Origin of the sequence: Azonexus sp. IMCC34842 (genome assembly GCF_050368855.1) — a bacterium.
Lineage (GTDB): Bacteria > Pseudomonadota > Gammaproteobacteria > Burkholderiales > Rhodocyclaceae > Azonexus > Azonexus denitrificans_A.
The window spans coordinates 1,567,736-1,594,180 of sequence record NZ_CP178449.1 but is presented as its reverse complement, the minus strand read 5'-3'; the positions used below and the strand labels follow the sequence as shown (position 1 = coordinate 1,594,180).

Sequence of the window (26,445 nt, the reverse complement as noted above, 5' to 3'; positions counted from 1 at the left end):
GAATTATTTCAATTCAAAGCAGAAAACATGAGCCGTTCGGCTCATCCGTGCCAGCCCAGGCGGCCGGCCGGCGCCCGATTAGCGCTCGCTGCCGATGGCCAGGGTCTGCTTTTCCTGCAACGGCTGATAGAGGAAAGTCATCTGCCCGCCGGCGATTTCTTCGACGTTGTAGGTGCCGTTGATCACGTCGCCGACCTTGGCGATCAGGTGCTTGCCCTGATGATTGAGGAAGACGCGGGTTTCGCCGTCCTCGCTGAGCTTGCCGAGGTACTGGAAAGGCAGCGGCGGCGCCGTCGGTTTGGGTGGTGGCGGCGGCGGTGGCGAGACATACCAGCTCTTGTTGCGGAACGGGTCGATGACCTCGCCCTCCTCATCCTTTCCGGCCACCGGTTCGGGGAAACTGAGCGGCGGCGCGGCCGTTTCGGCCAGTTTGTCGGGGCCGGCCGCCCGACGCGCTTGGCCGGCCGGGTTGGCGGCCTGGCGCTGGCCGGTGGCGGCCGGGGCCTCGTCCTCGGCCATGTAGGCGGCGGCGAGCGTGGCGAGCAGCAGGCCGCCGAGAATCAGCCAGCGCTGTTTCGCCTTCATGCCGCTTTCCTCCGGCCGAACAGGACGAAACGCAGTTGCGCCTCGACCTCGGCGCTGGCGATGTTCTCGCGGCGCAGCGCGATATCGTCGACGGCCAGATCGGGAAATTCGCTGCGCACCGCCTGCACGTAGCCGCGTATCTTCCGGTAATCGCCCTTGACCGGAAAATTCAGCACATAACGGTCGAACAGGCCGTCCTTGGCCGGCATCAGCCGGTAATCGCCGCTCACGATAGTCAAACCCGCCGTGGCCGCCATCTCGAGCAGGCGGCCGAGTTCGGCATTGAGCTGGTCTTCGCTGGGAAAGCGGTCGAGCAAGCGTTGCCGCGTATCTTCCGGCGAGACCTGGACACTCTGGCGCTCGATCGCCGCCCGCCGGGCGCTGCGCTCGAGGCTGGCCAGACGGTGCTCGCTGGCTTCGATGGCCGCTTCCTGGCCGGGCAGCAGGAACAGCTGGCCGAGGCCGGCCGCGCCGACCAGCAGCAAAGCAAGCGCCGGCAGCACCGGCAGGTTGGCGGCGGCAAAGCGCAGGCGGGCCAGCAGGAGCTTCAGGAACCGGTCAGCCATGTCGCGGCAATCTCGAAAATGATGGGATGTTGCGGATCGTTCTGCTTGACCTGGTGCGACAGCAAGACCACCTGGGCCAGCGGGGCGCGGCGCAGTGCCTCGACGAAAGCCAGGGCCGCCACCATGTCGCGTGCCTCGCCGGAGATCTGCACCGCTTTGCCGGCCGCGCTGGGACGGATGGCGAGCAGACTGACCTCCTCGCTGACCGCCTGGTCGATGCTGTGGTAGAGCCCTTCCCAGTCGATCCGGATGGCAGCGATCGCCTGACGCAGGGCCTTGCTTTCGTCGGCCGTAAAGACATTCTCCGGCCGACTGTCGCGGCGCCCGGCATCAAGCCGTTCGGCCCGCCGCTCGGCCTGCTGGAGGCGCGATTCGGCTGCCGTGAGCTGGTCGCGCAGCGCACTATATTCGTGCCAGACGTCGGCCGCGAGCAGCGCACCGACGAGCAGCAGGACCACCGGCAGCAGACCGGGACGCCGCGGCTGAAAATCGAGTTCAATTTCACGCATGCGCATCACCACCAATGGCAGCTGGCCAGTTCGTCGTCTCCCAGCCCCCGGCGAGGATCGGCACAGCCACCTGGCGGCTGGCGATGAACAGTTTCTTGCCGGCCACTGCGCCTGGCGGCGCGGTGCTTTCCGCCGCCAGCAGGCCGGCCAGTTCGCCGGCCAGCAGCGCCGGATCGCCGGTACTGGCGCGATGGTTGCGCAGGCTGACGAGTTCGCCGCCGCACAGGCCGGCCAGGGTCAGCCATTCAGCGTCGAGGCAGGCGAACCAGCCATCGACCAGTTGCCGGTGCCGGGCCGCCAGTTCGGCGATCAGCCGCGGTTGCAGCGTCGTCAGCCGCAGCCGCCGGGCCTTGGCGGCGGCGCGTAGGCCGGCCAGCAGCTGGCGGTCGATACCGGCGGCCAGGCCGTTCTTTGCGAAGGCCGGATGATCGAGGGCAATCTCCAGCTTTTCCGCCTTGTCACCCAGCGTGTTCTTCAGCAACGCCCGGGCCATGGCCAGCCGCGCCTTGTTGCCGCTGATGTTTTCGCTCCACGGCAACAGCGCGTAGCGGACAAAATGGTCGGCGACGACGATGCGCAGTGCGGCCCCCCGCTTGCCTTCCGCCTTGAGCAAGGCTTCGGCGGCGGCCAGTGCCGGCTGCCAGTCGGCTTCGCCGCTGGCCGGCAGCGCCACGTCGGCTGACTGGCGGGTGGCCGCGCCGCGCCAGGGCTGCCGTTCGAGAACGATGCGTTGCGGGTGGATGAACAGGGTCAGGCGATCAAGCCACGAAAGTGACACGGTTGGCCTCCTCCAGACTGGTCGCACCGTCGCGCACGAGATCGAGGGCACTTTCGCGCAGCGAGCGGGTGCCGCCGCGCCGGGCGGCTTCCTTGAGCTGGCGGATCGGCGCCCGGCTGATGATCAGTTCGCGAATTTCGTCGTTGAGCACGAGCAATTCGGCAATCGCCCGCCGGCCCCGGTAGCCGGTGCCGCGGCAGGTGCCGCAGCCGACCGCCTGCTGAAACTGCCAGCCGCTGCTGGCAGCCAGATCGATATCGGCGTCGCTCAAGGCTTCCGGGCTCGGCACCACGGGCTTCATGCAGGCCGTGCACAGCGTGCGGATCAGCCGTTGGGCGATGACGCCGTTGAGGGCGGAAACCAGGTTGTACGGGTCGACCTCCATGTGCAGGAAGCGGCCGATCACGTCGAAGACGTTGTTGGCGTGCACCGTGGTGAATACGAGGTGGCCGGTCAGGGCGGCCTGCACGGCGATCTGCGCGGTTTCCGAATCGCGGATTTCGCCGACCATGATCTTGTCCGGGTCGTGGCGCAGGATGGAGCGCAGGCCGCGGGCAAAGGTCAGGCCTTTTTTCTCGTTGACCGGAATCTGCAGCACGCCGGACAACTGGTACTCGACCGGGTCTTCGATGGTGATGATCTTGTCCTCGCCGCGATTGATCTCGCTCAGCGCGGCGTACAGCGTGGTCGTCTTGCCGCTGCCGGTCGGGCCGGTGACCAGCACCATGCCGTAAGGTTCGCTGGCCAGCCGGCGGATGCGCGCCATGATGTCGGCGTCGAAACCCATGGCATCGAGGCGCAGGCCCTGCAGGTGGTCGGTCAGCGCCTGCTTGTCGAGGACCCGCAATACCGCATCCTCACCCCAGATGCTCGGCATGATCGAGACGCGGATGTCGATTTCGCGGCCCTGCCAACTGACCTTGAAACGGCCGTCCTGCGGCACGCGGCGTTCGGAAATATCGAGGTCGGAGAGCACCTTGACCCGCGAAATCATCTGTTCGGCGGTATCGCTGCCATCGATCGAGCCGGCGTAGTTGAGTACGCCGTCGATCCGGTACTTGATCGCCAGGCCGCGACTGTGGGCCTCGATATGGATGTCGCTGGCCCCGGCTTTCAGGCCGTCATGCAGTGTTGAACGGAGCAGCCGGACGACCGGGCTGCCGTCTTCCGAAATGCGTTGCAGCGACAGGTCTTCCGCCACCGAACCGATGGCGATCTGGCCGCCTTCGCCGCCCAGGCTGCCATCCAGCGCCCGCACCCGGGATTCCTCGCGGGTCAGGTAGGCGCTCAGCACCGAGGCCGGCACCAGACGCCAGTGCAACGGCCGGCCGAGCGGCACCAGGCCTTCGAGCCAGTCGCGCAGCACCGTGTCGAACGGATTCGGCGTCGCCACCAGATAGGCCTCGCCGATGTCGAGAACCAGCGCCTGCCGGCGGATGAATTCGGCAAACGGCGCCAGATCCAGGGCCAGCGAATAGTCGGACAGTTCGGCCAGACTGATCGCCGACAGACCGAAAGCCGCCGCCGTCAGTTCGCCAGCCGCTTCCTCGCTCTGCCCGAAATCGGCCTGCAAGCCGGCCATCACCGCCGCCAGCCCGCCGCCGGCCGTGGCCAGCCGGCGGGCCTCGGCGAGCAATGCATCGCGTTCTAAGCTGTCGATCAGCAGCCGTTCTTCGGAAGGTGAATTCATCGCCACGCCTATTGGAAATTGCCGGCCAGTTCAAAAATCGGCATGTAGAGCAGCAACACGATGCCGCCGACAATGCCGCCGATGATCGTCATCAGCAGTGGCTCGAACAAACGGGTGAAGGTGTCGACGAAGCGGTTGATTTCCTCGTCGTAAAAGGTGGCGACTGCTTCCATCATGTCGCCGAGCTGGCCGCTGCGTTCGCCGACGGCGATCATCCGCAGGGCGACCGGCGTGGTCAGCCCGCCGCCCTCGGCGGCCCGCGAAAACGGCCGCCCCTGTTCGATATCGGCGACCGCCCGCAGCAAGCCTTCGCGCAAGGCAGCCGGCAGGATGTCGGCAACCATGCCGAGTGTCGTCTTGAGCGGGATGCCGGCGCGCAGCAGCATGCCGGTGGTGCGGTAGAACCGCGCCAGATAGACCAGCCGGATGCGCTCGCCCATGCCCGGAAAACGCCACGCGGCGCGGGCCGCGGCAGCCCGCACGGCGGGCAATCTGAACAGTGCGACAAGGCCGACCACCGCCACCAGCGCAGCGATCGCCAGTTCGCCGGCGTGCTGGTTGATGAAGCCGCCCCAGGCAAAGAGCAGGCTGGAAACGCCTTGCGGGTCGCGGCCGCTGTCGGCGAAAACCAGGCTGAAGCGCGGCACGACGTAGCCGAGCAGGAACAGCGTGACGATGCCGCCGACCGACATCAGCATCACCGGGTAGATGGCGGCGCTGACGATCTTCTTTTTCAGGTCGGCCAGCTTTTCGTGGAAGACGATATAGCGTTGCAGCGCTTCCGGCATGTCGCCGGTTTGTTCGCTGGCCTTGACGGTGGCCACATACAAATTCGGAAAGGCCTCCGGCTGGCGTTGCAAGGCCGCCGACAGCGACTGGCCTTCGCGCAGGTCGGTCAGCAGGCGGCCGATCACCTCGGAGGTAATCGAACCCTGATCCTGGGCGGCCAGGGTATCGAGCCCTTCGACCACGGTCAGCCCGGCCTGGAGCAGCGCCAGCAACTGGCGGGTAAACAGTGGCAGCGGAAACTTGCCGCGCCGCCCGCCGCCTTTTTGCTCGCCGAGTGCCCGCAGCGAGACGACCAGGCCGCCCTGCAGGGCCGGCGCCGACGCCACCGCTTCCGGCGAATCGGCAGCCACCCGGAGCAGCGAAACGCCCTGCCCGGGGAATACCGCGGTCACTTCGTAATCCATTGCGGCGCAACTCACCAGTTGGTGATGTCGGCAGCCTCGCCCTCACCACCGGGCTTGCCATCCTTGCCGTAGGAGAACAGGTCGAGTTCGCCATGTTCGCCCGGCTGGCGGTACTGGTAGGCATTGCCCCAGGGGTCGGCCGGCACGTCCTTTTTCAGGTACGGCCCCTGCCAGCGGTTTTCGCCGGCCGGACGCTTCATCAGCCCGGCCAGCGCCTGTTCGGTGGTCGGGTAGTGGCCGACGTCGAGGCGGTACTGGTCGAGCGCCTTTTCCAGCGCATCGATCTGGGCCCGCGCCGCCTTGACCTCGGACTTGCCGATCTGCGAAAAGTATTTCGGCCCGACATAGCCGGCGAGCAGGCCGATGATGACCATCACGACGAGCAGTTCGAGCAGCGTGAAACCACGCTGGCGCAAGCCGGCAGCCGGGGAAAGACGCTGGGTGAGGCAGGAGAACAGGTAGCGCAGCACGAGATCGCCAATAGTCGTTGAAAGTACCGGCCATGCTAGGTATCGCGCGTTACAGGAGAATGACGAACGGGAGATTGTTTGGCGCCAGGTCATGCCATGGTCAATCTGCTGTAACACGCGACGGGTAGGCTGCGCCGATGCCCCTGCGCCCCGCCCTGTTCTGTCTCGCCATCGTTGTTTCGGCCCCGGCCCTGGCGGCCGGCGGCATTTTCAGCTTCGTCGATGAAGACGGCGTCGAGCACCTCAGCAACATCCCCGACGACCGGCGTTACCGGCTGGTCCTCGCCGACCGGTTCGAGCCGGCGCGTGCCGCCATGCGCGCGCCGCGCGGCGTGCTCGCCCTGCCCTTCGGCGAGCGGCCGTTTCACGATGCCGTGCTGCGCGCCAGCAGCGACACCGGCGTCGACGCCGCGCTGCTGCACGCGGTGATCACCGTCGAATCGGGCTACAACCGGGGTGCCGTGTCACCCAAGGGAGCGACCGGGCTGATGCAATTGCTGCCGGCGACGGCCAGCCGCTACGGCACGGTCAACCTGCTCGACCCCGGCGAAAATATCCGCGCCGGCGCCCGTTATCTGCGCGACCTGCTGGCCCTCTTCGACAACAATCTGGAATTGGCGCTGGCCGCCTACAACGCCGGCGAAGGCGCGGTCATTCGCTACGGCCGCCGTCTGCCGCCCTACGCCGAAACCCGCCGCTACGTGCCGCTGGTCGTGGCGCATTACCAGAGGCTGGGCGGGCGCTGAAAATCAAAAATTCAGGCGAGCATTGACGCTGAGGATGTTGGTACTGAAATCGAAATTGTCCCGGCTCGATTTCCGGCTGTCGCGCTGAATGCTGGTCGTCACCGTGGCCCAGCGGGCCGGCAGCCAGTCGATGCCGAGGCGGATCGACTGCAGGGTGTCGCGCCGCTCGGCCAGACCGGCGATCAACTCGCCGTCGAAACGCCGGCGCTGCCAGTCGTAATTCAGGCGCATCACCGTCCGGGCGCTGATCTGCCAGGTCGGCTGCAGGTTCACCCCGTCGCCCAGGTAATAGCTGCTGGCGTAATCCTGATAGGCCGCCACCTCGCGGCGCAACGAGCTGTTCAGCGAAAGTTTGCCGGTCGGTTGCCAGCTGTAATCAAGCCGCCCGACGTAGACATCGTAGTCGCGCTGGCTGAAGTGCTGGTGCTCGCGCGCCTGCTTGGCGAGCTTGGCGGAGAGCGTGGATTTTCCGGTAAACGGCACGAACAGCCGCGCCTCGGTCTCGATCTGCCGGAAGTCGGTGTCGTGTTGCGGGTTGAACGGCGCCCGCAGCATGGCGAAGCTGACCAGTTGCTGATCGATGTATTCGCCGTCGCCTTCGCGACGCAGCAGTTGCAGGTAGCTGCCGGCCGGCCAGAGGTACTTGGCTCCCGCCTCCCAGGTATTCAGCACGAAACCGCTTTGCTGGCTGAATGTCTGGCTGTTGCTCTGCTCGGTATTGGTCAGGCCGCCGAGCAAGCGCCAACCACCGCGTACCTGCCATTCGGCGCCGAGATGATTGACGTCGGTCTGCCGGACGTTCTTGCGCCGCTCCGGGGTGCTTTCGGTGTAATCGACAAAACTGTTCTGGGCCTCGGTCCGGCTGGCCGACAGAACGCCGGTCAGGCGATACGACAGTGCCCAGTTCCAGGCGCCGTTATAGTTCTTCGCCTGGTAGTCGAGGTAGTCGTTCTTGCTGTAACGGTAGTCGATCAAGGTCGCATCGAGCGAAAAGCGCTGCTGGGCGAAAGGTTTGCTCAGCGCCAGGGTCAGCGAGGTGGTCTGCACCGTGTCGCTCTGCTCATTGGCGGCCTGGCGAAACAGGTTGCTGTCCTGCTGAGCGCCAGCGGCGACATAGATATTGAAGGTATCGTCGGGATCGGCGAAGACCGGCGAGACGAGTGAAACGGCCAGCGTGCTGGCAACGAACAGACGATCAAGAATCGGCACGAGAAAAAATCCAGTCAGAAACCGGCCGGCAGAGCGCCGGCGAGGCAGGCTGCGGCGGGAGCGTCAAGCCTTTTCCGAAACGATGGAAAAGCGATATCCCATGCCGCGTACCGTTTGCACCATGCCGTCCAGCGCGTAGTTTTCGAGAATGCTGCGCAGGCGCCGGATGTGCACATCGACCGTCCGTTCCTCGATATGCGAGCGGCCGCCCCAGACCGAGTCGAGCAACTGGCTGCGGCTGTGCACGCGTTCGGCATGGGTCATCAAGAAGTGCAGCAGGCGGAATTCGGTCGGGCCAAGGCAGATCGGATCGTTGCCGGCCAGCGCCTGCCGGGTGTGCGGCTGCAGGCTGAGACCGCCGAGGGCCACCGCCCCTTCGGCCATCTGCGGGTCGCGCCGGCGCAGCACGGCCTTGACCCGGGCGACCAGCTCGCGCGGCGAAAACGGCTTGGTGACGTAGTCGTCAGCCCCGGCCTCGAGCGCCGAAATCTTGTCCACCTCGTCGGAACGCGCCGTCAGCATGATCACCGAGATATCCCGGTAGCGACTGTCCGCCCGGATATGGCGGATCAACTGATAGCCCGACATGCCGGGCAACATCCAGTCCACCAGCATGACCTCGGGCGGGGAGGCAATCAGCATCTGCCAGGCGGTTTCGGCATCCTCCGTCGCCATCACCTTGAACCCGGCGTGCACGAGGTTTACGACAATCAATTCATTGATCGCCGGTTGGTCTTCAACTACCAGAATTCTCGCTGACATCACTTGCCCATTTACGAACTTTTACGACTTCTCAGGATATTCGCTGCAGATTACGGGAATATGATGCTCAGATTGCCGACGGCATTCCGCTACCAGAAATACCAGGCGCCGGCCGCCAACACCCACAGGCCAAGCCCGGCATTGGTCACGACATGGGCGAGAATCGCCAGCCACAGATTGCCGCTGCGCCGGTACAGCCAGCCATAGGCCAGGCCAGCCACGATACCGGCCGCCCACTGGCTATGTTCGAAGCCGAAGACCACGCTGGAAATGAGCAAGGCGGAAATTCCCACTTTGGCCGGGGTCACTGCGACGAAGTCGGTGGCGACCAGCCAGCGCATCACCAGCGAGCGCCAGAACAGCTCCTCCATCACCGGCACGACCAGCGCCGAACCGGCCAGCCGCATCACGGCCAGCGGCCAGTGGAGCCTGCCGTCCGGCTGGCGCGGATCGAAGCCGGAACCGGATTGGCCGATCACGAAAAAACCGGCATCGAGCATCAGCCAGACGACCAGCACGGCCAGCCCGACCCCCACGGCCAGCAGGCATTCGCCAATTCCCGGAAGGTCAACCCTGAGCTCGGCATAGCGCCGCCACATCAGCGCCAGCAAGCCGGCGACGACAATCGACCGCCAACCATAGAGCCAGCGCGTATCGAAGACATCGGCCAACTGTCGGGCCAGCCAGGGTTCGAGCGCCAGCAGGCCAATGAAGACGGCAAAGGGGATTAGCCGAATCAGCAGGGCCGGCGAGCAAAGGCCGCCGGGCTCGATGCTCCGGGCGGTCACAAACCGGCGCGCTGGCTATCGAGCTTGTCGCGCAGATCCTCGACGGCATTCTCGATCTCGACCCGTTTCAGGCCGGTCAAGGGTTCACGCTGGAAGGCGCTGTCGAAGCAGGATTTCTTCTCGTAGAGGCTGAGCACCTCGCCGCTCACCTTGTGCATTTCCTTGTTGCGTTCGATGGTCACGGCAAGTTGCTGTTTTTCGCTAGCCAACGCCGCCTGCAGACGCTTGCCTTCGGCTTCGGCGAAGCGTTGCTGCTCCTGGGTCCGGCGCAACTCGGCCTCGCTTTCGGCGAGCTTGCCGGCCACGGCGTCGCGCGCTGTGCGTAATGCACTCACGTCTTTCGCCAGACTGGCGGCACGTCGCGTCTCGGCCTCGGCCTTTTTCCGGGCTTCGCCGAGCTCGGCTTCGACCGCCGCCTTCTCTTCGCCCAGTTTCGCCTTTTCCTGCTCCAGCTGGCGCTGCGCCTGCTGCAAGCGGCGCACCTGCTCCTTGCTCCGGTCCACGTTTTTCTCGGCGGCAAAGGCAGGAACGGTCAGCATGACTGCCGCCAGAACAACCGCGGCGAGCAGCACGGAAAACAACGGTGATTTAGAAACGCACATTGACGTCAGCCTGCAGGAGATCCACCGCAAAGCGATGGGAAGGATCGAGCGAGAAGGATTCGATCGACTCGGCCGACATCCAGCGCAGGCTGAGCCAGGCATTCTGATCGACCCCGTAGTTCAAACCGAGCTGGTAGCCCTTCAGGTTGGTGCCGCCCAGACCGAAATCGGAATCGGTGAAGGCATCGACCGTCGCGTCGGAGCCGAGATAGCGGTAGGCGAAGGATGCCTGCCAGTCGTGCCGCTTCTCCAGCTTCGGCATGCCGACGGTGATCTTGTAGAGATAGCCGTAGTCTTTGCCATCGATCAGATTCAACCCGGTGCGACGCTGCATTTCGCGGCGATCAAAAGCGGTGTTCTTGACGTAGTCGCCGGTCAGGATGACGTGAACCGGGTCGAAATGGCCGAGATCGAGCGATGCAGTGATGTTGACCGGGCGAAATTTCGAAGCGAGCCCCCAATACTGCGGCGCCTCTCCATCCGTGCGATCCAAGTCGGTCAAGAACAAGGTGTTGCCCTTTTGCCGCAGCCCCTTGCCATACTCGGACCGACCGAGGGTGGGCACCAAATCCATTTGCGGGTCACCATCGGTACGCCCCTCAAGTTTGCTGTAGTTATACCAGGCGGCACCGACGGTCAGGCTGGCGTGCTGTGCCAACGCCCACTTGGCGCCGGCCTGGACGCCACTCAACCAGCGGGTATCCGCAGTTGGCGGACTATCTTCCCTGATCGGAAAGGCGCCGACAGTCAGGAATGGCCTGAAGCTGCCATCACCAATTATCGGCTTGGCGGTAACTGCAAAACCTTCAAAATTCAGGTCTTCATCCCACACCAGATCGGTAGAAAACCAGGGATTGGGAATGCGTCCGCCGCTAATCGACAGCCATTCGACCGGCTCGTATTTGAGGTAGGCGCGATCCACGAACAGCGTGTACTTATTGAAATCCTGCCCCATCGTCTGGTTGGTCGAAACGCGGTCGGTAGCCGAACCCGTCGCCAGACGAATCCCGGCGCTCCAATCGTCGGAAACCCTGGCCAACATGCCCAGGCGAGCACGCAAACGAAAACGTTCCCGGTCATCGGTAGTATTGGCCGTTGCCCCTCTGAGTTCGTCTCCCGTCAGCAGACCGGCGGCACGAGTGGTACCGCTATCCGCCGCGAAGATGTAATCGAGCGGTTTGGTGTTGGCCGAATCGTATCGATCCATCTGATAGCGCAAGCGAATGTCGCCTTCCCACTTGATCCGGTCGAGCCAGGACGGCACAGCATTGGGTTCGGCCCAGCGCTCGTTCTTGGCCTGGGCCAGCACTTCCTGCTTCAGTTGCTCGCGGATTTCGTTCTTCACGGTTTCCGGCACGTACTGGACGCGCACCGGGGCGCCGGCCTTCGGCGCCTGTTTCGCCGCCGACCGCGCCGCCTTGGCCTGGGCGGCCTTGATCACGGCGTCGGCTTTTTCGCGGCTGAAGATGCCCTGCTCAACCAGCGCATCGATCAGGTTCAAGGTCGTTTCGCGCAGCGCTTCGAGCGATTCGCGGTCATCGGCCTGGGCCGGTGTGCCGGCCACCAGCATGCTTACCAGAACGCCGGCCATGGCCTTGTGCAAAGGCTTTAGATTGAATTTCATCGATTTCTCACAGGATTGCTTCATAACAATTATTTACGTTGGGTCAGGCGGCAGCCCGACCTACGGAGAGCCGCGGGCGGTGACGCGGATACGGATCGGTTGCGGCATGTTTTCCGGCGGCGCGTCACGCATCGCACCGACTTGCAGCAAGGTTTCCTTGAGCAGTTCGTCGAGCGTCGCACTGCCGGTGCTCTGGGCGAGATCGGCCTTCTCAACCGAACCGTCGCGGCGCAGCCAGACGCGCAGCGTGACGCGATAGTCGGATTCCTTCAGCTTGCGGTTGCGGTTCAGTTGTTCCTGCAAATGGCGTTGCAGACGGCCGGCATACATGCCTTGCTGTGCCCCGCCACCGATATTGCCGCCGACGTAATCGCGGCCGACCGAACCGGCGCCGAAAGCACTCGGACCGTCACCGGCCGCCCCTTCCATCTTCAGCGGTTCGTTCTGGGCCGGCGGCGCCTGTTCCTTCGGCTGCTCGACCTTGACTTCCTTCTTGTCGTCCTTCGGCGGTTCCGGTTTCTTTTCTTCCTTGGGTGGCGGCGGCGGTGGCGGCGGCTTGTCCGGCAGCAAGGTGACGACTGGCGGCTTGCGCGCCTTGCCGGATTTGCCGCCCATCAGGCTCATGACGCCCCAGACAACCAGGCCGATCAGGGCGAGGCCGAGCAGGCCAAGGACAAGGAGGATCAGCCAGCGACGCGGCGTTGGTTTCGGGTTGGCCATGATCTTCAGTTGCCGATTCTGGCGGTGACCAGACCGACCGCGCCGATGCCCATGGCGCCGGTCAGGTCGAGCACTTCGACGACGCGGGCGTAGTTCACCGCCGGGTCGCCCTTGAGTACGACGGACGCCTTGGGATCGCGCGCCATCGTGGCCTTGAGCTGGGCTTCCAGCTCGCGCACGGTGACGCCTGCGCCATTCAGATGCAGCGAGCCGTCGGGCCGGATCTGGATGACCTTGATCTCGTGCTTTTCGGTACTCGGCTTGTTCGACGGCTTGGGCAGGTTGATCGACATGCCCGATACCGATGCCGTCGTCATCAGGATGAAGATAACCAGCAGCACATAGGCGAGGTCGAGCATCGGCGTCACGTTGATGCTGTCGTAGGGTTTAGTTTCGCTCTGGACGTGCATCGCCTTACCTCGTCGCCCGCGTCGTCGCCAGGCCAAGGTCGGTGATGCCGTTGCGCTTGAGCAACTCCATCACCTCCATCACCTTGGCGTACTGCGCACGACCATCGCCCTTGATGACGATGGACAGCGCCGGGTTGGCCGCCAGATATTGCGCCAGACGCAGGTCGAGCTGCTCCATGGTGACCGGGTAGGCATCGAGAAAGACGTCGCCGTTCTGCGCCACCGTCACCGCCTTGGTGCCCGGTTTGGCCAGGCTGGAACTGGCCACCGACTTGGGCAGATCGACCTTGACGCCCTGTACCGAAGCCGTCGTCATGATGATGAAGATGACCAGCAGCACATAGGCGAGGTCGAGCATCGGTGTGACGTTGATCTCGTCATAGGGCTGGTTGTCTTCCTGAACGTGCATGCGACTCGCCTGCGCTTAGACGGAGTAAAGCTCGGCCGACTTGGTCAGGAACTCGTCGGCGAACACCTGGGTGTCGGCCGAGACGTTCTTGATCTTGATCGCCAGCCAGTTGTAGCCGAACAGCGCCGGAATCGCCACGGCCAGACCGGCCACCGTCGCCACCAGTGCGGCGGCGATACCCGGCGCGATGGAGTTCACATTGACGTCGCCGGCCGCGGCAATCGCCGCGAAGGTGATCATCACGCCAACCACGGTGCCGAGCAGGCCGAGGAAGGGGCCGCCGGAAATGGCAATGGTCAGCAACACGATCTGGCTGTTCAGGCGCTGGTTCTCGCGCACCATCGCGGCATCCATCGCCGCCCGGATGGAATTGAGCGCGGCGCCCGACAGGCTGATTTCCGTGCCGCTCTGGGCCTGGGTTTCAAAGCGGTGGCGCATTTCCTGGATGCCGATCTTGTACAGGCGGTAGATCGTCGAATGGGCCATCGCATCGTCTTCGGAGATCGCCTTGGTCTCCATCGAATCCGGCCGCAGCAGCTTGCGCGGGTTGTCGCGGAAATTGCTGAGGAAAGCGTTGTTGGCCTTGTCGGCCCGGCCGAGAAACAGCGTCTTGCCGATCATCACCGCGACGCTGACCACCGCCATCACGGCCAGGATGCCGATGACGATCCAGCCGTCCAGCGTCAAGGCGCCGAGCAGGATGCCGATGTAGGAAGCGCTCTCGCCAGCCGCCTCTTCCTCGGCGCCAAGCATCGGGCTGTCCGATTGCTGGCTGCCATGCAGGGCCTTGATGTAATCGGCCGAACGCGAGGTGGCGGCCAGCGTGACCTCATCCAGCTCGCCACGGAAACCGCTGCCGATCCGGATATCGCCGCCGCTGTCGGCAACGACAACGTCGGCCGTGCCGGCCTCGGCGCCTTCGATGTAGAAGGTCAGCCGGCCGCCGATCAGGGTCATCGCCACGTGCTGCCAGGTATCGGCCAGCACGGTGGCTTTCGCGGCGAATTCCTTGCCGTTGACCAGGGCCACCAGCTTGCCGCCCTTGATGGCCAGCGCCAGACTCTTGCCCGCTTCGCCCTGCTCGAACAAGGTACCGGAAAGATCGGCGGCCGGCTTGATCCAGGCGGTAAAGGTCAGACCATTGGGAGTCACCAGTCTCAGCGATGGCGAAGCCGGAACAGTCAGCCCGCCGCTGCCATCCAGACTGAGCGCATCGCCGAGCGGACCGGCCACGGCCTTGGCCGTAAAATCACGCGGGTGATTGGCATTAGCCGTTGCATCGCGTACCGGGCCATTGTCGGAAAAATGCAGCACCAAACTCTGCGCGGCATCGTAGCTGCCCGGCGCATCGCTGGCGGCAGCGGCCTTTTCGTTGCCCCAATACAACGTCAGCGCATCGGCCTTGGCCGAGGACGGCGTCAGCTTGGGCTGCTGGATCCAGATCACCGCCAGCTCGTTGGTCGCATCGTATTTTTCAATATGGAAGTGCAACGGCGTCTTGCCGTCGCCAGCCGTCACCCGCAGATCGCTACCGTCCGGCTTGGCTTCGGCAAAGGCGAAATTGCCGGTGTGCAGGCGCAGCGCCAGCGGCAACTGGGCGGCGCCCTGCTTCAGCTCCACCCCATCGGCGGTGGTGTTGATCACCGTCTTCTGCTTGTACTGCCAGTCATCCGGGTTAAAGCCGTCGGCCGCGTGCGCAGTCAGGGCAAGCAGACTTGCCGAAACGACCATCCAGTTTGCAATGTTTTTCATCATGTCCGACATGTGTTGAGTTGATCGATTATGAAATTCGTTCTTTACAGCCGTGCTAATTCGCCCGTGACCTTGCATGCCATCAGCGCTTCTTTTTCTCATCGTCTTTTTTCGAGGTTGGCGCGGCGGTTGGCTCGGCTGCTGCTTCCCCGCCTTCGATCACTTCGACCGTGAGAATTCCCGGTGCCGCCTCGCGGTTACCGGCCAGTGCGCTTGCCGCCTGGGCCTCCCCCTTATCGCTATTGGCCGGTGAGGTCGGAGTCGCGACCGGCGCCGCGGTAACTGCTGGCGCCGGTGCGCCCGTCACGCTGCCGGCCGCCTGAATGTTGCTGGCATTGAGGATCGTCTGCGCCCCCAACGTAATGTTGCCGCTGCTGCGCAGTCCGGCATCGCCGGCATCGATGGCGCCTTGCGGCGCGAACAGATACATGTTGCTGATGGGCGAGCTGTCACGCGAGGTCAAAGCCCCGATGCCTGAACCGGAAACCGAGTTGCTCGCGTCGAGAATGATCTGGCCATCGCGCACCACGAGAACCGGCGGCGGCGTGGCACTGACCGTCTTCGCACCATTGCCGGCATCGATGTTGCCGCGATCGGCCCAGACCAGGATATCGCCGCCATCGAGGGTGAACACCCGCGACTGGTTAACCAGGAAATTCTCCCGGACAAAAGCCCGGATATCGCCGCCACGGAAGGTGAACAAGCCCTGTTCAGCCGGCTTTCTGACAATTGAACTGGATGGATTGGCGATACCGACAGTTACGCCGCCACCCGGCGCTAGAAGATCGATGCGCCCACTCTGTTCGGTCTTGATCGCGCTATAGAAGAGGTCGATATTGCCCTCGCTGAAAGACGCAGTCGGGAACAAGGCGCGAATGACTGCCCGCCCTTGCTCGTAACTGCTTTCACCGCCGCCGTGTTCTGCTTCGTTACCAAAATCGCGCAACAAGCTATAGAAACGGTTGCGCAAGCCATTCGGCGTCCTATCGCTACCAACCGACAAGCCGTTATCCAGGAGGTATTTCAGGAAGCCTGCATAATCTGGCGATGTGGTGCCGGCCATCACGAACAGGTCAGCACCGCCGGTCGGCAGGTAGGGGTTTTCGACGTTACCCTTGCTGACAATGCCTGTGCTGGTGCCGAGATCGACATTGCCACCGGCAATCACCTCCAGGCGTCCCGGCCCGTTAACCTTGAAGCCCTGCGCCGTTTTTGTGTTGTCGAGCGTGAAGGAAATATCGCCCTTGGCGGTGACGCGGCTCACCGAGTCTTCCGCAAGATGCTGGACAGTCAAGCTCATATCCTTGATTTTTCCGCCGGACTCAACCTGTACAGCCTCAGAGAACACGGCCGCCTTGTCATCCGGCCCGCTGATGTTGCCGGTCAGGGTCACCAGCCGGCTCGGTTGGTTGTCGCCTTCGTGCCAGGGCATTACTGAATGGCTCGTGGTGGCGGCGCCACCGAGCAAGCTCAACAACGAAAAGTTGGTGCCCTTGACCGGATTACTGACACTGGGCAACACACTGGCAGGCAAATCTAGTTGCTTGATCGAGTCGCCATCGAGCGCGATCGAGCCCGCCGCCAACAGGTCGAGTTGTCCGTTGGTGCCCGGTGCCTGAGCCAGGGCGCCGTAAATGTCGCCATTCAGTGCGGCTACGAAAACCTTGGCCGGCGCGACAAAGTGCGCTTGGTCATCCTCGACCTCGAAAAACCTCTTGTCCGGATTGAGATCGACATTGCCAGCCAGGGAAACCACGCTGACCGCGCTGCGCTCGCCATAGGTACCGATGCGAATCTTGTATTCATCGGCAGTACTGCCACTAATGCTGCTGCTACCACCCGAGTTCACATACTTGCCGGCGGTTACCCACAAGGGGTTGAACACGTTGCCGAGCTGGACATCGCCATCGGCCACGATGCGGGCCGAGGTATTGCCCAAGGCCAGCCCAACATTGTCGCTCAGCGTTCCGGCATCGATCCGCAGACGACCACTCTCCGCGTAGTACAGACCGCTCTTTACCTCACCGGGCGTGCGGACAATCAGGTCACCGCCGCCGGTGACCACCGCCAATTCCGGCTGACGCTCGCCGTCGACGGTCGGCACTCGACCGCTGGTCGGGATATAGGCCGTAAAGTTCTTGATTTGGGAACCGGCTGTCAGCGTGATGTCGCCGCCACCAAAAGCCGCAACCCCTTGCTGGAAGGAAGCTATCCGCGGCCACCATTGCAAGTCGCGAATATTGCCGCCTGCCCGGAAAAGCCACTGGTTGATATGGTGCGCAACCGGATCGTTCTCTCCGGTGCTGACCATCAGAAGGCGCTCGCCAGCCGTCAGCGAAATATCACCGCCACCAATCGGGAACACCGAAATAATGCTGTTAATGGTCGACCCACTTCCAAACGAGCTAAAGTTGGCCGGATTGGTGCTATCGGCGATGCCTGCCGTATAAACTGCCGCCCGGTCGAGCAGCTTGATATCCTTGCTGGCCGCCATGTCGATACTGCCCCGGCCGGTGCGAACCAGTTTGGTGCTGTCCACCTTAATGCTGCCCTCCGTCCCGGCGATCTTCGTGGTAAGCGGTGCGGCCGCGCCGGCATCGGCGCCGGCCACCAATCGATACGACCAGGCATCACCGGTGCTGCTCAGTTTGGCATCGCGCGACACAGCGGTATTGGAACCATTCGCGACGAAGCCATCGCTCAGGGTACCGTTGATGTTCAGGTTGCCCGCGGCCCGCACCGTCAGCACGCCGGCCTCACCCTGGAAGCGCAGGGTACTGAAATCGAGATCGTTGGAAATCGTGAAGTCACCAGCCGAGGTAATCTCGACACCGGCCCGAATGTGATAAATCGAACTGTCGAATCCAAGGTGACTGCGAAGCAAAGCCATGTTCGCTGCCGAGTAAAGCGTATTCAGGCCGTTCTTGATGGTCGCCAGCTTGGCAGAAGTAAGAGCAGTGTCGGAAGAGCTGCTGACAATTTCGGCGCCGACATCCCGGGCACCACGAATTGTGCCGGCGAGCTGGACATTCAGATCGGCCGCATTGGTGATCGAAGCCGATTTCGCCGCCCGGAAATTCACCTTGCCGCCGGTCGCCACGCTATCGTCGGCCACCCCGACATCGATCACACTGCCGGCGCTGGTCACGACCTTTCCGGTACCACTGGTGGCCAGCGTAATCTCGCCGCCCTGCCCCCGTGTCCCGGCATTCGACGCATCGCTCACAACTTCCGTACCCTTGGCCAGCAGCTGACCGTCGAGCACCACATCGTCATTCCGACCGTAGAGGCCGATCTTGCCACCCTTGGCGGCCGAAGCATCGATCACGCCGGAAGCGCCGACGGTTATGCCGCCGTTGTCGTTGGCAATGGTCACGTTCTCAGCGGTAATGGTCTTGCTTAGCGCCAGGTTCTGCGGGGCGACTCCAGCCCGGGCGCGGATATCCCATTCGCCGCCGAAGTTTGTCCGTGTCGATCCATCGGGCAGCAACTGGCGGACGGCATCGGCCAGGCCATCGAGGGCTAGGCTCAGGGCATCGACCTTCAGTCTGCCCTGAACCAGATCCGGATCACCCGCCTTGGCCGCCCCGCGCAGCGTACCGGCGCCAGCCGAGACTGTTCCTTCCTCGGCAATCAGCGCCAGCGAACCGGCATCGCCACCCTCGGCATGGGCCGAAACTGAAACCACGGCGCCGCTATCGATGCGCACATTGCCCTTCGCCGACTTCAGCGTAATCTCGCCGCCGGAGGCGTAGGCATAGGTATCGGCAAACGCCACCTGGCTGCCTTCGGCGGAAATAACCGCCGTATTCCGTACCGTGACATCGTCACTGCTGCCGGTGCCGGTAGCTGCCAGCGTCAGCTTGCCGGCCGCAGTCTCGATACGCCCCGAAACGTCGATCGACTGGCCGCGCAGTTCCAGCGTTCCGCCCAGACCTGTCGCGCTGCTGCCAGCTACACCGCCCCTGATTGCGGTCCCGCCGCTCGCCGTCAGTAAATGATCGGCAGTGCCCACCGTCGTCACCCGACCGGCATCGACCACCAACCGCGTCGCCGTGCCGCTGCCGCCAAAGGACGAGTCGTTATCGACGGCTGTCACGCCGCGCCCGGCGAAACGCACGTCGGCCGAGGCCCGCAGGTTCACGTTATCGAAACCACGCAGGGCAAAACCGGTCTCTCCGGCATCGCGTTGAGCCTGAGTCGTCCGGTTGTTGCCGAAGGTAATCTGCTCGGCAGAAACATCAAGCGTACCGCCACCCAGCCCGGTGGTCGTAAAGACAGTACTGTCCGAACTCGGATTCTCGAAAACGATCTGCTTCGCCACGATACTGGCCCTGGCACTCTCCCCGCCATGTCCGGCGATCCCGGCTGCCGCCAACACCAGCTCATTCAGACTAGCCGAACCGAGCATCGCATCGCCATAGAGATCGAGCGTCGAATAACTGGCAAGGCGCAATTGATCAGCCTTGGCAAAGCGCGCAAAGTCGTCGTTGCCGAAAGTCAGGCCCTCCGCCGGCGTGCTACCGTCAGCCACCACATTGATGCGGCCGGCGCCGATCGACAGGTAGCCGCCGCTGCGGCTACCGTCGGCCTGCAGTTTGCCAAGAGCAAACGTGCTGGATTGTGTATTGCTGTGAGTAGCGTCGAATATCAGCGCCTGGCCGGCGATAGTGGCACCTGTAGCCAACACCAGATCGCCCGTTTGCGGTATATCGACTAAGTCCAAGTCCTTCACTATGCCTTCACGGACAAGGGAGGACTGCCCCCCTTCGGCGACGCGCAGGAAGGCGCCATACCCCAGCAGGGCACCAGGATCCAGCAAAGGAGCAAACTCTGGTGGGGGTTTATACCCCTTTAGTACCACCTTGCGTCCGGCTACTTTGCCGAAAGACTCAATGCGGCTACCTGCGGTGACCGTCACTTGCTTTTTAGCAGTCAGCATCAACTCCGGGCCAATGAGCGCATTTTTTGCGTTCGCCACCCCGCCGTTCTGCACCAGTACGTGGCTGGCAATAGTCTCGATATTGGTCGTTTCACCCTGTACGTCGCGCACGCCACCCAGCAACAGGCTGGCCGCCCCGAGTGCAACCAGCTTGTTCTGATCGATGACCGACCACGACGCATCGGATGCCGCAGAGCCATCTGAGATCAGCAGCTTGGGCGCAGCCAGATCGAGTTTCAAGCCTTCGCCTGCTCGCTTGCGTCCATCAGCCGCCGCTATTTCGGCCTGGCGCATGGCGACGATCGTCGGGTCAAAGGACACGCTGTGGCGACCGATCACGCTCAATTGTCCGGCGTCGCCCGGCAAACTGTTACCCGCTGTATCGTAGAAAAATTCGCTGAGTTTTGATATCTGATACTTTGCCCGAGCACCCACCACCGAAGGATTGGCCACCTCGAAGGTCATGGCGCTCTGCGAGTAAGCCGAACTGGAACCGTCGGCATTACTGGCCATGATCGAACCGTTGACCAGCCAGCCGCCATCGGTCATCCCGCGGGATCGCGAAACGATGCGGTCGCTGGTCGATTTAACCGAAACCAGATATGCGCCAGGCAACTGGGCATAAGTCGCCGGCAGCAAGGTGTAGGTGCCGGCCGCCAGCCCGCTGCCATTGGCTGCCAACTGTATCTGGTCCCCCGCTTTCAGGGTCGCTATCGGACTGTATTTGTAAGAAACCTTGCCATCGCTGCCGACCAATGCGGTCGGGCTGGAAACGTTGTAGTAACCCATCGCCTGGCTATCCTGCGGTGCCACGGCACCATTCCACCCCGGCAGGACAGAGAAGGTGGTCATGCCCGCCGAAACAGAGGCCGCCAGAATGTCGGTCTTGCCACCTGGCCCTGCTGTGAATTCCGAGGCGATCGCCTCGCCGCCACCGGACAGATCGAGTTGGGCCCTGGCCATGACGATGCTGTCCGCCGCATCGATACGAATGGCCTTCTCGGGTGCCTTTTCGACCTTGTAGATTTCCGAAACCACCTCCTTGGTCTGCGGATTCCAGTAGGCGGACTTGAATTGCCAGTAGCGACCGGATTGATCGGTCTGACCGAACAGCATGGTCTGGCCGGCTGCCACCGAGGTAACGCTGTTTTCACTCAGCATCACGCTGCCGCCCGGTGCGTTGAAAACGATTTCACCCAGCGGAGCGGTCACCGTGCCCGAGTGAAGGATGTCCTGCGCGGCGAACTCGATACGGCCAGCCGCCGCCAGAGAAGGGGCTGCACTGGAGCCAGGCGCCCGGTTGATCTCGATACTGCTCCCGGCATCGGAGGTCAGGTCCACGCGATAGTCGCTGTAAGTCGATGGCGACAATCGGGCTGCAGAGAATACGACAGCCCCCGAACCGGTCATCTGGCCGCTCAAATTGCGTCCACCGATGCGGTTGGCCGCGGAATTCACCGTGCTGTCGAAATGAATCTCGCCGCTACTGGTGAAGCGGGTAACCGCAAAATCATTCCAGGTGAAATTGCCGCTGATGCCGATATCGCGGGCCGTAAATGTCGCTTCCGCCAGACCGGTAGCAGCCGTAGTCACCGGCGCAGCTGCCGGCGCGTAATTGCCCAGTTGAATCGCCGCCGCTGTCAGGGAGACGCGCGTTGTATCGTCAGCCGCCGAGAACTTCGGTGCATTCAGACGCAACTGGTTGTTGACCGTGGCAGCGATATTGCCGCTGAAATCGATCTGGTCCTGGCTGTTCAGATACCAGGAGCCGAATCCGGCCGAGGTCAGGGAAGCGATGTCGAGCGTCGCCTTACCGTTGTAGTCGCCCGATGCCAGCACCCGTTCACCGTTCAGATAAGCCGCGGTTTGATCGGCGTTCAGTTGCCATTGCAGCGGGCGAGCACCAGACGACTGGTGCAGGCTCAACAACCGTGAATCCTTGATTGTCGCCGGCAGATTGGCCTCATTCGTGGCATACCAGCTTTCACTGCTTGGCCGCTTGTACAGCGACAGCGAGAATATCCCGCCGGGAGCGCCATTCTTGCCCTCTGCCTTGTAGGTGCCATCGAGGAACATGCCCTCCTGTGCCGCGAGCGCTATCTGACCGCCGGCACTACCCAGTGTCTTCGTGGCGTAACTCAATCCGCCATTGCTGGTGGTACTTGGCGCATTCAGGCTGTCCTGAGTGCCGGAGACGTCGATCGTCGATCCCTGGGCAGTGATCAGGTACCCCATGCCGGCATCGATATCGACTTTGCCGCCGGACAATAGCTCGCCCTTGTAACGGCGCCGCTCACGGAGCGAATCGGCCGAATTGCCGGCCGCCAGCGCCCGACGCGTGGCGGCGCTAAGGACGGTCGTACCAGCCGCCAGCAGCTGGCTGTTCGGGCCGAGATAGATCGACTCGGACTGCTTGGCCTCGGTATAGGCGAAGGATTCGACGACGTTGTACAGATCGCTGGCCGGATTGGCCGGGCGACTCAGTTTGATGCTGCCGGCCGGTGCTTCGAGCGTACCGAGCACGGTCAATTGTGCCGCCGATTCGAGATTGATGCTGCCCTGTGGCGAAACACCCAGATAAGTATTTTCGCCGACGACCAGATCGCCATAGTTCAAGCTGCGCGTTGCCAACGTCAAATCCGTCGCCGAACTGCGCTGCTCGGGATGGAAAACCACGGAACGAGCGAAACTCGCCAGTGATGTGCCGCTCGCCTTGCGCCGGTAGCCGGGCAAGCCTTGTAGCGACCAGTTGATCGGCTGGGCGGCAAGGTGAGTGCCATCCAGCACAGCAACACCATCGCGGCCGACCAGCTTGAAATCGTAGAAGCCGCCGTTATTGAAAAAATCGGTAGTCAGCGCCACCCCGACCTGATTTTCCGCCAGGCGTGTCGCCCGCGACCAGTTGCGGCTGGCGGTTGCAAAATGTTTGCCGATCTGCACGGCCGAGGTGTTGATTTCCAGCGAACCGCCGCTACCCAGGGCATACGCCGACAGGGCACCGTCGAGGAACAGGCTGGCATCGCGCCGGTCGGCATCCTCGGTGAAATTGAAGCCACCGCCACGGGCCATACCGCCGGTAGTCAGAACAATACTTCCCGCATCCCCGGCCTCGATCTTGCCTTTGCTATTCACCAGTGCCCCGCCGGAAACATTGAGTTCACTTCCGGCCCGCAGATCGATGTCGTAGGCTGAGGTCAGGCTGATCGTGCCGCCGTCGGTCGCCTTCACCTTGCGGCTGTTTTCCTTACGGTCGAGATAGTCGTTGACCCACTGCCCGGCGGTAGACAAGCTGCCACCGTTGTCGACGATCAGCGTCGAATACTTTGCATCGAACAGCGTCGGAAACAGCCCGACTGCCGTACTCATGTCGCGAGTTTTCAGGCTGATATTCCCGTTGGGGGCACTGATCTTTCCAGCGATATAAACCTGCCGGCCGAACGCCGAAAACGTGCCGCCGGGGGCCAGGTCGAGCTCGATCTGGCTACCGACTTCGATACGCCCGTCGCTCTTCAGATCGAAGCGCGAAAAGCCGGCGTCGACCAGCGACTGCGATAGCTCCAGGCGCGGTCCGGCCGAATCGCCAGCCGCCAGGCCGGTGGCGGCATTAGCGGCGCCCTTGACGAAAGCGACCTGCGCCTCGCTGTAGGCCCGGATCCTCTCTTCCTCAGTCGCGTTATCGCGATCGGCCAGAGGAAAGTGCTGGCCGGCATCCTGAACAATCAACCTGCCGCCCAGCGGTACCGCGTAATGATCCTTCGTCGGGTCGCCGATAGTGCGTTGCTTGGTGCCACGCGTTGTATTGGCAATCAATTTGCCGTCAACCGCAAGGCTGTGCCCACGCAGATCGACCGTACCTGCGCTTCGGCCTTCGTAGTAATCGGCCAGCTTGCGCTGGCGGTCCTTGATCCCGTAATAGATGGCTGATGCCGGCGCATCGTTCACGCGATAGCTTTTTCCACCGACCGAAAAAAGGCGGCTCTCGGTTACCTTGCCGCCCTGATAGGCGACACCGCCCCCCGAGACGTTCAGTTCGGCATTGCCTTTGACGATAACGCTACCCGTCGTCCGCAGTGAAATCGTGCCGCCGGTTGCCGCTCTCTCCTCGACCGTTTGCCCGACTTTGCCAAACCAGCCCGACAAGTCGGCGACTTTCACCGCATCGCGGATATCGACCCAGGCCTTCTTGCCACGCAGCTTGCTGTAACGCTGAACCGCATTGTTGGCAAATTCGTCGCCACGTAACTCCACTTCGACGAACAGGTCACTCACCGACTTAGCTGCCGTTACGCCCGAGACATCGAGCTTCGCGCCATCACCGACAAATATCCCGACACCGGCGGTTGGCGTTACGCCCTGCTGCGGGCTCAGCGGATCACGGATAAAGCCGCGCGTCAGGTCGAACGTATCGCTGGCCAGAAAACGGATCTGCCCGCCATGGGCCGTCAGCTGCGCGCCGTCGCGGCCGTTCCCGGCAATGATGATCTGCTTGGCAATCGAATCGATCGACGACGAAATGAAGCTCTGTTCGGCAGCGATCGTCTTCTTGCTGCTGCCATCGAGCGCCACCTCGGTCACGCTGCTGGCGCCGAAAAACAAATTACCGCCTTTCATGCCAACGATGAAAACCGGCTGCTTGGCCTTCTCGTCTGGTTTGTAACTCTCGCCATCGACATAGGCAGCCACCCCTTCGCTATCGAAGTTCCGCTGGCCCTTGGAGAGATGTTCGGATTTTATTTCACCACTATCGTTGGCCAGCCCGGAACCGGCCACCTGATCGCGCGCCACCAGACTGATCGAGCCATTGGAGGTCACCGAGGTGCTCGTCCACAAGTTGCCCAGCTGGTTGATGTTGTAGCCAACCAGTGAAATATTGCCAAGCGCCGCAGCAATCGAGCCCCAGTTGTTGACCGTGCCATGCTCAATCACGCCCCAAGCATTGCTGTCCCATTTCCGGACCACGTAAAGCGGATTAACCTCGGCCATGAAGCCGCGCAAACCGGCCGAGAATGGTGGCTTTAGGTAGACGTCAGCACCGGCGGCGAGCAAGGTCTGGCCGGTCGGACTGGAAATCGTACCGCCCTGATTGACGGTGCCGCCGATCAGCATGACAAAACCGTTGTCGATACTGGTCGATATTTTCGCCCCGTTTTCGACATCGACCGTGGCTGCCGCGAAAGCCGCGCGGGCGCTGGCACTCACCCCGGCATAGTCGCCCTCGGCATCAGCGGCAAACTGGTTCTTCGAGAGATAAAAGGATCGTGTGCCGCCCATCGACGAGTCGACATAGTCCATTGCGAAAATCCCGTTGCGCACTAGCGTCGGGCTGACCCCTAGCGCCGAGGCCACGAAATTCGCCGCCCGGACATCGGCATTCGCACCAAACCGGATGCCGCGTTCGTTGATCAGGAAGAACTGACCTGTGGCCCGCAGGATGCCGTCAATCGAGGAGCGGCCCGCGACGTTCAGGATGCTGCCGTCGGCCGCCATCCGATCCGGGTCGTAGACGTAGTTGTAAACCACCGAACCAGTCGACGGCTGGACGAATTCGACCGTCTTGCCGGCCCCGACATTGAAACCGCTGACCCAGTCGATCTCGGCCTTGGGGCCGCGTTGATTGATGGTCAGACGGTCGGTTTCGATGCTGCCGGAAACCAGCATCGTCGTACCGTTCAGGTTCACCGCCCGGCTGGCATTGACAATGCCTTTCTGGTTGACCGCCAGAGCTGCCAGGCTGACCACACCGCCACTGCCGGCATTGATGCGGCCAGTGTTGGTGACGCTACCGTCCAGGCTTACCGCGTTGCCCGACACATCCTTGCCGGCAAAGGCCTGTGTTTCGACCAGCAGGCCCCGCAACGAAGGGTCGTCCGGCACCGTCAAAACAACCTTGCCACCGGCTGCCAGAATCGCCTCGGCACCTGCCCCGCCCTCGATCAGGCCAAGATTTTCAACCGTCTTGGGGGCCAGCAGCACGACACGCCCGCCAGAAGGTGTTCCGATTCTCGCCCCGGCGTCGACAGTGATAAAGCCCAGATTGAAGGCGGCAGCCGTGCCATCCCAAGCGAATTCGAGACGATCGCCGCGAGTCGTCGGCAAGCCGCTATTGAGCAGTTTGTTCAGCATGCCTTCGGACAGGTTCAGGGCCGAAGCGACCAGTCCACCGACATTTACCTGGGAACCGTTACCGAACAGGATGCCGTTCTGGTTGATCAGGTAGACCTCACCGTTCGCCGTCAGACGCCCCATGATCACGCTGGGGTCGGCGCTCCAAATTCGGTTCAGGACCCGCGAGGTGGCGTCGGGCTGATTGAAGACCACTGCGGCATCGCTACCGATATTGAAACTGTCCCAGTTCAGGCCGAGCGTCCGGCTGGGCGTGTTGATCGTCATGGTATTGGTGCCACCCACCATGGCCGTCGAAGGCTGCCCACCCAGAACGCTGCCGGAAAAAACGAAGGGCCGGGCGCCGCTTGACGGCACCGGTACGGCATTGGCGGCCGGCACCGCCGGTGCTGCCTGAGCATTGCCCACCCCGGCCAGCGCCAGACCCAGGGCGGCTCCGGCCAGACGGCGACGGGAGTTCTTCTTGCCCCGGCCACGGACGTTCTCGGCCACCGGCACCCAGGCATGCCGCTCGGCATTGAAGACAAGGCGAAAGATATTACGGTTCAATGTTGGCTCCCATGCCCT

The 26,445-nt window shown here is 62.9% G+C and carries 18 protein-coding genes; 1 reads left to right on the top strand and 17 read right to left on the bottom strand.

All coding sequences use genetic code 11. The features are described from left to right. Positions 1-78: 78 nt before the first annotated feature. The 7 genes from ACLIKD_RS07565 to gspG are packed head-to-tail and all read right to left on the bottom strand — an operon-like array spanning position 79 to position 5,788. A complete protein-coding gene (locus tag ACLIKD_RS07565) occupies positions 79-585 on the bottom strand; it encodes a hypothetical protein (protein WP_428827822.1) in 507 nt (168 codons plus the stop codon). Next, positions 582-1,151: a hypothetical protein gene (locus ACLIKD_RS07560; protein WP_428827821.1), complete on the bottom strand. Its 570-nt coding sequence runs from the start codon at positions 1,149-1,151 to the stop codon at positions 582-584. Before ACLIKD_RS07560 ends, ACLIKD_RS07565 begins: the two co-directional genes overlap by 4 nt. Continuing rightward, positions 1,133-1,660, bottom strand: a complete 528-nt coding sequence (locus ACLIKD_RS07555) for a hypothetical protein (protein WP_428827820.1) — start codon at positions 1,658-1,660, stop codon at positions 1,133-1,135. The genes ACLIKD_RS07560 and ACLIKD_RS07555 overlap by 19 nt, the downstream gene beginning before the upstream one ends. Next, positions 1,653-2,438: a hypothetical protein gene (locus ACLIKD_RS07550; RefSeq protein WP_428827819.1), complete on the bottom strand. Its 786-nt coding sequence runs from the start codon at positions 2,436-2,438 to the stop codon at positions 1,653-1,655. The genes ACLIKD_RS07555 and ACLIKD_RS07550 overlap by 8 nt, the downstream gene beginning before the upstream one ends. Then, positions 2,419-4,128, bottom strand: coding sequence for a GspE/PulE family protein (locus ACLIKD_RS07545; RefSeq protein ID WP_428827818.1), 1,710 nt, complete (start codon positions 4,126-4,128; stop codon positions 2,419-2,421). Before ACLIKD_RS07545 ends, ACLIKD_RS07550 begins: the two co-directional genes overlap by 20 nt. 8 nt (positions 4,129-4,136) lie before the next feature. Further along, on the bottom strand, positions 4,137-5,309 hold the full coding sequence (locus tag ACLIKD_RS07540) for a type II secretion system F family protein (RefSeq protein WP_428827817.1): 1,173 nt from the start codon (positions 5,307-5,309) through the stop codon (positions 4,137-4,139). Between the two features lie 23 nt (positions 5,310-5,332). Further along, on the bottom strand, positions 5,333-5,788 hold the full coding sequence (gspG, locus tag ACLIKD_RS07535) for a type II secretion system major pseudopilin GspG (protein ID WP_428828387.1): 456 nt from the start codon (positions 5,786-5,788) through the stop codon (positions 5,333-5,335). Between the two features lie 140 nt (positions 5,789-5,928). Between gspG and ACLIKD_RS07530 the strand changes: the two genes are divergently transcribed. Then, a complete protein-coding gene (locus tag ACLIKD_RS07530; RefSeq protein ID WP_428827816.1) occupies positions 5,929-6,537 on the top strand; it encodes a lytic transglycosylase domain-containing protein in 609 nt (202 codons plus the stop codon). Positions 6,538-6,540: 3 nt separating this feature from the next. Here ACLIKD_RS07530 and epsL read toward each other — a convergent pair whose 3' ends face one another. The 10 genes from epsL to ACLIKD_RS07480 form a co-directional block, all read right to left on the bottom strand. Then, complete coding sequence (gene epsL, locus ACLIKD_RS07525; RefSeq protein ID WP_428827815.1) at positions 6,541-7,746, bottom strand: XrtB/PEP-CTERM-associated polysaccharide biosynthesis outer membrane protein EpsL; 1,206 nt, start codon at positions 7,744-7,746, stop codon at positions 6,541-6,543. 63 nt (positions 7,747-7,809) lie between these two features. Then, positions 7,810-8,508: a phosphate regulon transcriptional regulator PhoB gene (gene phoB / locus ACLIKD_RS07520; protein ID WP_226419584.1), complete on the bottom strand. Its 699-nt coding sequence runs from the start codon at positions 8,506-8,508 to the stop codon at positions 7,810-7,812. Positions 8,509-8,597: 89 nt separating this feature from the next. After that, positions 8,598-9,296 carry a CAAX prenyl protease-related protein gene (locus ACLIKD_RS07515; RefSeq protein ID WP_428827814.1) on the bottom strand — a complete coding sequence of 233 codons (699 nt, stop codon included), beginning with the start codon at positions 9,294-9,296 and terminating at the stop codon, positions 8,598-8,600. Further along, positions 9,293-9,898, bottom strand: a complete 606-nt coding sequence (locus ACLIKD_RS07510; protein WP_428827813.1) for a hypothetical protein — start codon at positions 9,896-9,898, stop codon at positions 9,293-9,295. The genes ACLIKD_RS07515 and ACLIKD_RS07510 overlap by 4 nt, the downstream gene beginning before the upstream one ends. Further along, entirely contained in the window at positions 9,885-11,522 is a 1,638-nt protein-coding gene (locus ACLIKD_RS07505) for a putative porin (protein ID WP_428827812.1), read from the bottom strand. The genes ACLIKD_RS07510 and ACLIKD_RS07505 overlap by 14 nt, the downstream gene beginning before the upstream one ends. A 60-nt stretch (positions 11,523-11,582) precedes the next feature. Continuing rightward, the gene (locus ACLIKD_RS07500) at positions 11,583-12,242 is read right to left on the bottom strand and encodes an energy transducer TonB family protein (protein ID WP_428827811.1); all 660 of its coding nucleotides are present in this window, start codon (positions 12,240-12,242) and stop codon (positions 11,583-11,585) included. 5 nt (positions 12,243-12,247) lie between these two features. Then, positions 12,248-12,652 (bottom strand): ExbD/TolR family protein, encoded by a 405-nt coding sequence (locus ACLIKD_RS07495; RefSeq protein ID WP_428827810.1) that lies wholly within the window; start codon positions 12,650-12,652, stop codon positions 12,248-12,250. 4 nt (positions 12,653-12,656) lie between these two features. Further along, entirely contained in the window at positions 12,657-13,061 is a 405-nt protein-coding gene (locus ACLIKD_RS07490; protein ID WP_428827809.1) for an ExbD/TolR family protein, read from the bottom strand. A 15-nt stretch (positions 13,062-13,076) separates the two neighbouring features. Beyond that, on the bottom strand, positions 13,077-14,813 hold the full coding sequence (locus ACLIKD_RS07485) for a DUF2341 domain-containing protein (RefSeq protein ID WP_428827808.1): 1,737 nt from the start codon (positions 14,811-14,813) through the stop codon (positions 13,077-13,079). Positions 14,814-14,895: 82 nt separating this feature from the next. Then, positions 14,896-26,427: a filamentous haemagglutinin family protein gene (locus ACLIKD_RS07480; protein ID WP_428827807.1), complete on the bottom strand. Its 11,532-nt coding sequence runs from the start codon at positions 26,425-26,427 to the stop codon at positions 14,896-14,898. Between the last annotated feature and the right edge of the window lie 18 nt (positions 26,428-26,445).